Raw genomic sequence first — 10,681 nt, 5'->3', positions numbered from 1 at the left:
GATGCATCGCCGATGGTAGTGTGGGGTTTCCCCATGTGAGAGTAGGTCATCGTCAAGATTAAATTCCAGAACCCCTGTTTGCTAACGCGAACAGGGGTTTTGTTTTGGGCGGGTGAAAAGTGCAAAGAGCTCATCTCGGCGGCCTTCAGTGCTAACGCTCGGCCTTTCTATGCAATGACCGTGCGCATGGCTATCATGCGTGCCTCATTGTGAGGCGATACCTGCATGCTGACGTTGTTAAAGCTTCTGAAAGATGGCCGATTCCACTCCGGAGAAGCACTTGGCGCTGCCCTGGGCGTTAGTCGCAGTGCGGTCTGGAAGCAGCTCCAGCACCTCGAGGCTGAATTGAATCTGCCCATCCATAAGGTTCGTGGTAAGGGGTATCAATTGGCGTCGCCCCTGGTTTTCTTGAGTGCTGAGGACATTGCGCGGAATGCGCCTTCCTTGACGTGGCCCGTACATATCTCTGACTCCCTTGATTCCACGAATGCCGAAGCCTTGCGTCTTGTTGATGCTGGATGCGCGGCTCCGTTCTTGGTGCTTGCGGAGCAGCAGACGGCGGGAAGAGGCAGAAGGGGGCGAAAGTGGGTCAGCCCGTTTGCACAGAATGTGTATTACAGCCTCGTATTGCGCATCGAGGCTGGTTTGCGGCAGTTGGAGGGCCTAAGCCTGGTGGTGGGCCTGGCGGTCATGCAGGCCTTGCGCGAGTCAGGTGTGCAGGGGGCGGCACTGAAGTGGCCAAATGATGTCTTGGTAGGGCAGAAGAAGATTGCCGGGATTTTGCTGGAGTTGGTAGGAGACCCTGCTGATATCTGTCACGTTGTTCTCGGAATAGGTATAAACGTGAATATGCAGAGAGCTGACGAGGTCGATCAGCTATGGACTTCGGTGCAGCTCGAGACGGGCTCTCCTATCGATCGCAACGCTCTGGCGGCGCGATTGGGCCAGCAGTTGCAAAACTACCTTGATCGACACAGGGCACACGGTTTTGTCGCGCTTCAAGAAGAGTGGGAGCAAAATCACGCATGGCAGGGGCGGTCAGTATCCCTCATTGCCGGCGTTAACCAGGTTGACGGGATTGTATTGGGTGTAGATCGTCAGGGAGCATTGCGCCTGAGCGTTGATGGTGTTGAGAAAATATACAGTGGTGGTGAGTTAAGCCTGAGGCTGCGTGATGATTCTTGAGCTCGACTGTGGGAATAGCTTTATTAAATGGCGAGTGCTTGATTCGGATAGGGCGAGTACCTCGGCGGAGGGTGTTGTGGGTTCGGATCTGGCATTGATTGAAAGCCTGCTCGCGCTTCCTGGATTATTGCTGACACGCTGCCGATTGGTGAGCGTTCGTGCCTTGGAAGAAACAAGCAAACTAGTCGCGGCTCTGTATGAGACTTTCGGCGTTGCTGTTTCCTGCGCTGCTCCCGCACGAGAAATGGCCGGAGTGCGTAACGGCTACGAAGATTTCGAGCGTCTGGGTCTTGATCGCTGGTTAGCGATGCTTGGTGGATTCAAGCTGGCGCGCGGCGCTTGCCTGGTGCTCGATTTTGGCACCGCGGCAACAGCAGATTTTATTACGGCGGATGGTGAGCATCTGGGCGGCTTTATATGTCCCGGCATGCCTCTAATGCGCAGTCAGTTGCGGACTCACACGCGCAAGATTCGTTACGACGACGCGGCTGCTGAAAGGGCGCTGGAGTATCTCTCGCCAGGTCGTACGACTGTGGAGGCGGTAGAGCGCGGCTGTACGTTGATGTTGAGAGGGTTTGTCCTGACTCAGTTGGAACTGGCGCGAAGCTACTGGGGTGATGACTTCACTGTGTTCCTGACCGGCGGGGATGCTGATCTGGTATCGGATGCGGTGCCACAGGCCCGGCTCGTTCCTGATCTGGTTTTTGTCGGTTTGGCGATGGCGTGCCCTTTGTCCTGAGGTGATTATGCGTTGGCTGTTTTTGCTTTTACTTGTTCTCAACGCCTTCTACTACGTTTGGCATCAGCAAGAAGCACCGTTGCGCGCTAAAGATGTCACTCCTCTAAGTCTCTACAAGGGGGCGCAGCAGGATATTCGGCTATTGAGTGAATCCTCTGACACCGTAATGCGCAGGGAGCGAGCAAGAGCGCCTGAGGCACAAAATACGTGCCTGTACATCGGCGGATTTGCGGATCAACGCCAGGCGCAACTCGTTGAGCAGCGCCTCACAAGCCTGGATATAAAGGTCAAGGTCCAATTGCTGAATACTGCTGATGCTTCCGGCTACTGGCTCCGCGTTGCCCCTGAAAGCCGACGCCTGGCTGACGACCTGCCCTTTGAAAACCTTGCCAAGGAATTCAATGAGTTAAAACATAAAATAATGTTGTGCGAAGGCGTTGCAACTCTCGAATAGTTTGCATAGAATGGCGCCCGCTTCGCAGTGAAGACCTTTTAGGTCAGCAGTGCGAAGCGAAGGTCAACGCAGCTAACCTCATATTTTTAATGAGAAAATGCTTGACAGAAGGTCGGCGTGATGTAGAATGCCGGCTCGCTTAGGAGGGGTTCCCGAGCGGCCAAAGGGATCAGACTGTAAATCTGACGTCTACGACTTCGAAGGTTCGAATCCTTCCCCCTCCACCATTTTTAGCGTGAGCTGCAAGCTCCGCGGGTATAGTTTAGTGGTAGAACCTCAGCCTTCCAAGCTGATGATGCGGGTTCGATTCCCGCTACCCGCTCCAAGTTTGCAGGTTGTGCACGGTGTTTTGCTCTTGTAGCTCAGTTGGTAGAGCACACCCTTGGTAAGGGTGAGGTCAGCGGTTCAAATCCGCTCAAGAGCTCCATATAACAAGGCAGATATGAAAATATCTGCCTTTGTTTTAACAGTTAATCTCGGCTTGATGGTGTTGTGCCTGGTGTTGCCAGGTGATTTCAAGTCTCTAGAGGTTGGTTGTTGTAAAGTCTTTTTCAGGCCTGCATAATGGTCGGCCTGATTTTGTTTTAGGTCAGTAGCTCAATTGGCAGAGCGACGGTCTCCAAAACCGTAGGTTGGGGGTTCGATTCCCTCCTGACCTGCCAGATTCACGTGGTGTATCTGGCTTTCTTTTCACAGGATCTTCATAGATGACTCCTAAGGCTGAAGCTCAAAGCTCTCGTTTCGATCTGGTCAAGTGGCTCGCCGTAGTCGCCTTGGTGGTCGTAGGCGTTGTTGGCAATCAGTACTATTCTGCTTCGCCGATCCTGTACCGTGTGCTCGCTTTGCTTGCCCTTGCTGCTGTAGCTGCCTTTGTAGGCCTGCAGACTGCCAAAGGCAAGTCTTTCGCGGTCCTGGTAAAGGAAGCTCGCACCGAAATACGTAAAGTCGTTTGGCCGACTCGCCAAGAAACCACGCAGACTACGTTGATTGTTGTGGCTGTTGTTCTGGTTATGGCGTTGCTGTTGTGGGGGCTTGATTCCCTGCTCGGCTGGCTTGTTTCCTTGATTGTTGGCTAAGGGTGTCCCGTGGCTAAGCGTTGGTACGTTGTGCATGCTTACTCGGGTTACGAGAAGCATGTTATGCGCTCTTTGCTAGAGCGCGTAAAGCTGGCAGGCATGGAAGATGGCTTCGGCGAAATTCTGGTTCCCACTGAAGAAGTGGTTGAAATGCGGAATGGTCAGAAGCGCAAAAGCGAACGCAAGTTCTTCCCTGGCTACGTGCTGGTACAGATGGACATGAATGAAGGTACTTGGCACTTGGTCAAGGACACTCCTCGTGTCATGGGTTTCATCGGCGGTACCGCTGATAAGCCTGCTCCTATCACCGATAAAGAAGCAGAAGCAATTCTGCGTCGTGTTGCTGATGGTAGCGACAAGCCTAAGCCGAAGACGCTTTTCGAGCCGGGTGAGGTTGTTCGTGTCACAGATGGTCCGTTTGCTGATTTCAACGGTACTGTCGAAGAAGTTAACTACGAAAAGAGCCGGATCCAAGTGGCAGTGCTTATTTTCGGTCGTTCTACTCCGGTAGAGCTGGAGTTCAGCCAGGTCGAGAAGGTCTAGCTGAGCAAGCATCCCAACCCCACAGCCTAGGCTGTGGGGTTTTGTCGTCACTGGGATAAACGCGCAAGTAACCGGGGAGCCTTTAGAGGCGTTCGAACCCGTAATTGGAGTGCCTCATGGCCAAGAAGATTACCGCTTACATCAAGCTGCAAGTGAAGGCCGCTCAGGCCAACCCTAGCCCACCCGTCGGTCCAGCTCTGGGTCAGCACGGCGTGAACATCATGGAATTCTGCAAGGCCTTCAACGCCCGTACTCAGGGTATTGAGCCAGGTCTGCCGACTCCAGTGATCATCACTGTATACAGCGACCGTAGCTTCACTTTCGAAACCAAGTCGACCCCGGCTTCGGTTTTGTTGAAGAAAGCTGCTGGTCTGACTAGCGGTTCCGCTCGTCCGAACACCGTTAAGGTTGGCACCGTGACTCGTGCTCAGCTGGAAGAAATCGCGAAAACCAAAAACGCGGATCTGACTGCAGCTGATATGGATGCAGCCGTGCGTACCATCGCCGGTTCTGCTCGTAGCATGGGCCTTAACGTGGAGGGTGTGTAATGGCTAAGCTGACCAAGCGCCAAAAGGCTATCGCCGGCAAAATCGAAGCAGGCAAGGCCTACAACTTTGTAGACGCTGCTGCCCTGCTGACCGAGCTGTCGACTGTCAAGTTCAGCGAGTCCGTTGACGTTGCTGTAAACCTGGGTGTTGACCCACGTAAATCCGACCAGGTCGTTCGTAGCGCAACTGTGCTGCCACACGGTACTGGCAAGACTGTACGTGTAGCTGTCTTCACCCAAGGCCCGGCAGCTGAAGCTGCTCTGGCCGCCGGCGCCGATCGCGTTGGCATGGACGACCTCGCTGCCGAAATGAAAGGCGGCGACCTGAACTACGACGTAGTTATTGCTTCCCCGGATGCAATGCGCGTTGTAGGTCAGTTGGGTCAGATCCTGGGTCCACGTGGCCTGATGCCTAACCCGAAAGTCGGCACCGTAACCCCAGACGTAGCTACCGCGGTTAAAAACGCCAAGGCTGGTCAGGTTCGTTATCGCACCGACAAAAACGGCATCATTCACACCTCCGTTGGCAAAGTCGGCTTCGATGCCGTCAAGCTGAAGGAAAACGTTGAAGCCCTGATCGCTGATCTGAAGCGTATCAAGCCAGCTTCCTCGAAAGGTATCTACGTCAAGCGCGTTACCCTGAGCACCACTATGGGCCCAGGTCTGGTCATCGACCAAGGCTCGTTGGACGTATAAGACACAGATTGGCGCGAGCGATTGCGCCAATTGAAAAAATTGGGGTCCCTGCCTGGCGGGGGCTATCCAAGACCGTAGGCGACGCAAGTCTTAAACCACAAGCCTACGCAGATGGTGCTCCCGGTTCCTTACCGAATCAGACACCAAAACGACATCCGGCTCCGGCCAGATGAAACGGTAACAAGCAGGAGTTAAACCCGTGGCAATTAATCTCGAAGACAAGAAGGCCATCGTCGCTGAAGTCAACGAGGCTGCCAAAGCTGCTCTGTCCGCTGTCGTGGCTGATGCCCGTGGTGTGACAGTAAGCGCTATGACCGGACTCCGTAAAGAGGCTCGTGAAGCTGGCGTATACGTACGTGTTGTACGTAACACCCTGCTCAAGCGCGCTGTTGCTGACACTGAATACAGTGTTCTCAACGACGTGTTCACAGGCCCGACCCTGATTGCTTTCTCCAAGGAACATCCTGGCGCTGCTGCCCGTTTGTTCAAAGAGTTCGCCAAGGGTCAGGACAAGTTCGAGATCAAGGCAGCTGCGTTCGAGGGCAAGTTCCTCGCAGCTAACCAAATCGACGTACTGGCAACACTGCCGACCCGTAACGAAGCTATTTCTCAGCTGATGAGCGTGATTCAAGGCGCTACCAGCAAGTTGGCTCGTACTCTGGCCGCAGTTCGCGAGCAAAAAGAAGCTGTCGCAGCCTAAGGCTGAGCAAATTCTCTCGCGTATTTTTGTTTATTTCGATGGCCGCGTAGGCCGTCCCCCAATTCAGGAAATACAGCAATGTCTATCTCCCAAGACGATATCCTCAACGCCGTAGCTGAAATGTCGGTTCTGCAGGTTGTTGAGCTGATCAAAGCTTTCGAAGAAAAATTCGGCGTTTCCGCTGCCGCTGCTTCCGCTGGCCCAGCTGTTGCTGCTGTTGCTGCTGAAGAGCAAACCGAATTCAACGTTATGCTGCTGGAAGCTGGCGAGAAGAAAGTAAACGTGATCAAGGCAGTACGTGAACTGACCGGTCTGGGCCTGAAAGAAGCCAAGGCTGTAGTTGACGGCGCTCCTGCCCAGGTTCTGGAAGCAGTGTCGAAAGACGCCGCTGACAAAGCCAAAGCTACTCTGGAAGAAGCAGGCGCTAAAGTCGAGCTGAAGTAAGCATCGACCTTGCGTCTCCAGCCCACGCGTCAAGCTGAAGGCTGATGGCTGGTGGCTCTTGCCACCGGCCTTTTTCCGTTCTTGGCTGTCGACTCGGTCGCCGCCATTAACGCGCTGTAGCCACCCGATGCGGTGGTGCAAACCATGGGGTTTGCAAGATTTTCTGGCTGCTCCCGTCGGGAGGGCCAAACAAGCAGGTGACCAAGCTGGGGAACGCTGATGGCTTACTCATATACTGAGAAAAAACGTATCCGCAAGGACTTTAGCAAGTTGCCGGACGTCATGGATGTCCCGTACCTTCTGGCTATCCAGCTGGATTCGTATCGTGAATTCTTGCAGGCGGGAGCGACCAAAGATCAGTTCCGCGACGTGGGCCTGCATGCGGCCTTCAAATCCGTTTTCCCGATCATCAGCTACTCCGGCAATGCTGCGCTGGAGTACGTCGGTTATCGCCTGGGCGAACCGGCATTTGATGTCAAAGAATGCGTGTTGCGCGGTGTTACGTACGCCGTACCTTTGCGGGTAAAAGTCCGCCTGATCATTTTCGACAAAGAATCGTCGAACAAAGCGATCAAGGACATCAAAGAGCAAGAAGTCTACATGGGCGAAATCCCACTGATGACTGAAAACGGTACCTTCGTTATCAACGGTACCGAGCGTGTAATCGTTTCCCAACTGCACCGTTCCCCGGGCGTGTTCTTTGACCACGACCGCGGCAAGACGCACAGCTCCGGTAAGCTCCTGTACTCCGCGCGGATCATTCCGTACCGTGGTTCGTGGTTGGACTTCGAGTTCGACCCGAAAGACTGCGTGTTTGTGCGTATCGACCGTCGTCGTAAGCTGCCGGCTTCGGTACTGCTGCGCGCGCTTGGCTATACCACTGAGCAAGTGCTGGACGCCTTCTACACCACCAACGTATTCAGCCTGAAGGATGAAACCCTCAAGCTGGAGCTGATCGCATCGCGTCTGCGTGGTGAAATTGCCGTTCTGGACATCCAGGATGAAAAGGGCAAGGTCATTGTTGAAGCCGGCCGCCGTATTACCGCGCGCCACATCAACCAGATCGAAAAAGCCGGTCTCAAAGAGTTGGAAGTGCCGCTGGACTACGTCCTGGGCCGCACTACCGCCAAGGTCATCGTTCACCCGGCGACAGGCGAAATCCTGGCTGAGTGCAACACCGAGCTGAACACCGAGATCCTGGCCAAAATCGCCAAGGCTCAGGTCGTTCGCATCGAGACCCTGTACACCAACGACATCGACTGCGGTCCGTTCATCTCCGACACCCTGAAGATCGACTCCACCAGCAACCAATTGGAAGCGCTGGTCGAGATCTATCGCATGATGCGTCCTGGCGAGCCGCCAACCAAAGACGCTGCCGAGACCCTGTTCAACAACCTGTTCTTCAGCCCTGAGCGCTATGACCTGTCTGCGGTCGGCCGGATGAAGTTCAACCGTCGTATCGGTCGTACCGAGATCGAAGGTTCGGGCGTGTTGTGCAAAGAAGACATCGTTGCGGTCCTGAAGACTCTGGTCGACATCCGTAACGGCAAAGGCATCGTCGATGACATCGACCACCTGGGTAACCGTCGTGTTCGCTGCGTAGGCGAAATGGCCGAGAACCAGTTCCGCGTTGGCCTGGTGCGTGTTGAGCGTGCGGTCAAAGAGCGTCTGTCGATGGCCGAAAGCGAAGGCTTGATGCCGCAAGACCTGATCAACGCCAAGCCAGTGGCTGCGGCGGTGAAAGAGTTCTTCGGTTCCAGCCAGCTCTCGCAGTTTATGGACCAGAACAACCCGCTTTCCGAGATCACCCACAAGCGCCGTGTCTCTGCACTGGGCCCGGGCGGTCTGACCCGTGAGCGTGCTGGCTTTGAAGTTCGTGACGTACACCCGACGCACTACGGTCGTGTTTGCCCGATCGAAACGCCGGAAGGTCCGAACATCGGTCTGATCAACTCCCTGGCTGCCTATGCGCGCACCAACCAGTACGGCTTCCTTGAGAGCCCGTACCGCGTGGTGAAAGACGCACTGGTCACCGACGAGATCGTGTTCCTGTCCGCCATCGAAGAAGCTGATCACGTGATCGCTCAGGCTTCGGCCACGATGAACGACAAGAAAATGCTGATCGACGAACTGGTCGCTGTTCGTCACTTGAACGAGTTCACCGTCAAGGCGCCGGAAGACGTCACCTTGATGGACGTATCGCCGAAGCAGGTAGTTTCGGTTGCCGCGTCGCTGATCCCGTTCCTGGAACACGATGACGCCAACCGTGCGTTGATGGGTTCCAACATGCAGCGTCAAGCTGTACCCACCCTGCGTGCTGACAAGCCGCTGGTAGGTACCGGCATGGAGCGTAACGTAGCTCGTGACTCCGGCGTTTGCGTCGTGGCTCGTCGTGGCGGCGTGATCGACTCCGTTGATGCCAGTCGTATCGTGGTTCGTGTTGCCGATGACGAAGTTGAAACTGGCGAAGCCGGCGTAGACATCTACAACCTGACCAAGTACACCCGCTCCAACCAGAACACCTGCATCAACCAGCGTCCGCTGGTGAGCAAGGGTGATCGGGTTCAGCGCAGTGACATCATGGCAGACGGTCCTTCCACCGATATGGGTGAGCTGGCACTGGGTCAGAACATGCGCATCGCGTTCATGGCCTGGAACGGTTACAACTTCGAAGACTCCATCTGCCTGTCCGAGCGTGTGGTTCAGGAAGATCGCTTCACCACGATCCACATTCAGGAACTGACCTGTGTGGCGCGTGACACCAAGCTTGGGCCAGAGGAAATCACTGCAGACATCCCGAACGTGGGTGAAGCTGCACTGAACAAGCTGGACGAAGCCGGTATCGTTTATGTAGGTGCTGAAGTAGGCGCAGGCGACATCCTGGTCGGTAAGGTCACTCCGAAAGGCGAGACCCAACTGACTCCGGAAGAGAAGCTGCTGCGTGCCATCTTCGGTGAAAAAGCCAGCGACGTTAAAGACACCTCCCTGCGCGTACCTACCGGTACCAAGGGCACCGTGATCGACGTACAGGTCTTCACCCGTGATGGCGTTGAGCGTGATGCTCGTGCACTGTCCATCGAGAAGACCCAGCTCGACGAGATCCGCAAGGACCTGAACGAAGAGTTCCGTATCGTTGAAGGCGCGACCTTCGAACGTCTGCGTTCCGCCCTGGTAGGCCACAAGGCTGAAGGCGGCGCAGGTCTGAAGAAAGGTCAGGACATCACCGACGAAATCCTCGACGGTCTCGAGCATGGCCAGTGGTTCAAACTGCGCATGGCTGAAGACGCTCTGAACGAGCAGCTCGAGAAAGCCCAGGCTTACATCGTTGATCGTCGCCGTCTGCTGGACGACAAGTTCGAAGACAAGAAGCGCAAACTGCAGCAGGGCGATGACCTGGCTCCAGGCGTGCTGAAAATCGTCAAGGTTTACCTGGCAATCCGTCGCCGCATCCAGCCGGGCGACAAGATGGCCGGTCGTCACGGTAACAAAGGTGTGGTCTCCGTGATCATGCCGGTTGAAGACATGCCGCACGATGCCAATGGCACCCCGGTCGACGTCGTCCTCAACCCGTTGGGCGTACCTTCGCGTATGAACGTTGGTCAGATCCTTGAAACCCACCTGGGCCTTGCGGCCAAAGGTCTGGGCGAGAAGATCAACCGTATGATCGAAGAGCAGCGCAAGGTCGCGGACCTGCGGAAGTTCCTGCACGAGATCTACAACGAGATTGGCGGTCGCAACGAAGAGCTGGACACCTTCACTGACCAGGAAATCCTGGATCTGGCGAAGAACCTGCGCGGCGGCGTTCCAATGGCTACCCCGGTGTTCGACGGTGCCAAGGAAAGCGAAATCAAGGCCATGCTTAAACTGGCAGACCTGCCAGAAAGCGGCCAGATGCAGCTGTTCGACGGCCGTACCGGCAACAAGTTTGAGCGCCCGGTTACTGTTGGCTACATGTACATGCTGAAGCTGAACCACTTGGTAGACGACAAGATGCACGCTCGTTCTACCGGTTCGTACAGCCTGGTTACCCAGCAGCCGCTGGGTGGTAAGGCTCAGTTCGGTGGTCAGCGTTTCGGGGAGATGGAGGTCTGGGCACTGGAAGCATACGGTGCTGCTTACACTCTGCAAGAAATGCTCACAGTGAAGTCGGACGATGTGAACGGTCGGACCAAGATGTACAAAAACATCGTGGACGGCGATCACCGTATGGAGCCGGGCATGCCCGAGTCTTTCAACGTGTTGATCAAAGAAATTCGTTCCCTCGGCATCGATATCGATCTGGAAACCGAATAACACG

Annotated in this window: 10 protein-coding genes and 4 tRNA genes; all 14 read left to right on the top strand. The window is 55.2% G+C overall.

Annotation, left to right across the window (positions count from 1 at the left end; translation table 11 throughout):
- The first annotated feature begins 225 nt into the window (after positions 1-225).
- The 14 genes from birA to rpoB all read left to right on the top strand — a co-directional run bounded on the left by birA (position 226) and on the right by rpoB (position 10,677).
- The gene (birA, locus tag JBO08_RS25865; protein ID WP_065872591.1) at positions 226-1,185 is read left to right on the top strand and encodes a bifunctional biotin--[acetyl-CoA-carboxylase] ligase/biotin operon repressor BirA; all 960 of its coding nucleotides are present in this window, start codon (positions 226-228) and stop codon (positions 1,183-1,185) included.
- Positions 1,175-1,924: a pantothenate kinase gene (locus JBO08_RS25860; RefSeq protein WP_065872590.1), complete on the top strand. Its 750-nt coding sequence runs from the start codon at positions 1,175-1,177 to the stop codon at positions 1,922-1,924. Before birA ends, JBO08_RS25860 begins: the two co-directional genes overlap by 11 nt.
- A gap of 7 nt (positions 1,925-1,931) precedes the next feature.
- Positions 1,932-2,378: a hypothetical protein gene (locus JBO08_RS25855; protein ID WP_065872589.1), complete on the top strand. Its 447-nt coding sequence runs from the start codon at positions 1,932-1,934 to the stop codon at positions 2,376-2,378.
- 142 nt (positions 2,379-2,520) lie between these two features.
- Positions 2,521-2,605 (top strand) — tRNA-Tyr (locus JBO08_RS25850).
- Positions 2,606-2,629: 24 nt separating this feature from the next.
- Positions 2,630-2,703, top strand: a tRNA-Gly gene (locus JBO08_RS25845).
- A 26-nt stretch (positions 2,704-2,729) separates the two neighbouring features.
- Positions 2,730-2,805, top strand: a tRNA-Thr gene (locus tag JBO08_RS25840).
- A gap of 159 nt (positions 2,806-2,964) precedes the next feature.
- Positions 2,965-3,040, top strand: a tRNA-Trp gene (locus JBO08_RS25835).
- Positions 3,041-3,085: 45 nt separating this feature from the next.
- Entirely contained in the window at positions 3,086-3,454 is a 369-nt protein-coding gene (secE, locus tag JBO08_RS25830; RefSeq protein WP_003194658.1) for a preprotein translocase subunit SecE, read from the top strand.
- Positions 3,455-3,463: 9 nt separating this feature from the next.
- Positions 3,464-3,997: a transcription termination/antitermination protein NusG gene (nusG, locus tag JBO08_RS25825; protein ID WP_003176436.1), complete on the top strand. Its 534-nt coding sequence runs from the start codon at positions 3,464-3,466 to the stop codon at positions 3,995-3,997.
- A 116-nt stretch (positions 3,998-4,113) separates the two neighbouring features.
- Positions 4,114-4,545, top strand: coding sequence for a 50S ribosomal protein L11 (gene rplK, locus JBO08_RS25820; protein WP_003210097.1), 432 nt, complete (start codon positions 4,114-4,116; stop codon positions 4,543-4,545).
- Positions 4,545-5,240: a 50S ribosomal protein L1 gene (gene rplA / locus JBO08_RS25815; RefSeq protein ID WP_003232403.1), complete on the top strand. Its 696-nt coding sequence runs from the start codon at positions 4,545-4,547 to the stop codon at positions 5,238-5,240. Before rplK ends, rplA begins: the two co-directional genes overlap by 1 nt.
- 199 nt (positions 5,241-5,439) lie before the next feature.
- Positions 5,440-5,940, top strand: coding sequence for a 50S ribosomal protein L10 (rplJ, locus tag JBO08_RS25810; protein ID WP_065879559.1), 501 nt, complete (start codon positions 5,440-5,442; stop codon positions 5,938-5,940).
- A 78-nt stretch (positions 5,941-6,018) separates the two neighbouring features.
- Entirely contained in the window at positions 6,019-6,384 is a 366-nt protein-coding gene (gene rplL / locus JBO08_RS25805) for a 50S ribosomal protein L7/L12 (protein WP_003176432.1), read from the top strand.
- Positions 6,385-6,603: 219 nt separating this feature from the next.
- Complete coding sequence (rpoB, locus tag JBO08_RS25800; RefSeq protein WP_065872588.1) at positions 6,604-10,677, top strand: DNA-directed RNA polymerase subunit beta; 4,074 nt, start codon at positions 6,604-6,606, stop codon at positions 10,675-10,677.
- Positions 10,678-10,681: the final 4 nt, after the last annotated feature.

Origin of the sequence: Pseudomonas sp. LAP_36 (assembly GCF_019456785.1) — a bacterium.
Classification (GTDB): Bacteria; Pseudomonadota; Gammaproteobacteria; order Pseudomonadales; family Pseudomonadaceae; genus Aquipseudomonas; species Aquipseudomonas tritici.
This window is presented reverse-complemented; position numbering and strand designations above follow the sequence as displayed.

Coding starts and splice junctions, on each gene's coding strand:
- rpoB (WP_065872588.1), top strand. CDS start 6,604: ATGGCTTACTCATATACTGAGAAAAAACGTATCCGCAAGGACTTTAGC.
- rplA (WP_003232403.1), top strand. CDS start 4,545: ATGGCTAAGCTGACCAAGCGCCAAAAGGCTATCGCCGGCAAAATCGAA.
- birA (WP_065872591.1), top strand. CDS start 226: ATGCTGACGTTGTTAAAGCTTCTGAAAGATGGCCGATTCCACTCCGGA.
- rplL (WP_003176432.1), top strand. CDS start 6,019: ATGTCTATCTCCCAAGACGATATCCTCAACGCCGTAGCTGAAATGTCG.
- secE (WP_003194658.1), top strand. CDS start 3,086: ATGACTCCTAAGGCTGAAGCTCAAAGCTCTCGTTTCGATCTGGTCAAG.
- rplK (WP_003210097.1), top strand. CDS start 4,114: ATGGCCAAGAAGATTACCGCTTACATCAAGCTGCAAGTGAAGGCCGCT.
- JBO08_RS25860 (WP_065872590.1), top strand. CDS start 1,175: ATGATTCTTGAGCTCGACTGTGGGAATAGCTTTATTAAATGGCGAGTG.
- JBO08_RS25855 (WP_065872589.1), top strand. CDS start 1,932: ATGCGTTGGCTGTTTTTGCTTTTACTTGTTCTCAACGCCTTCTACTAC.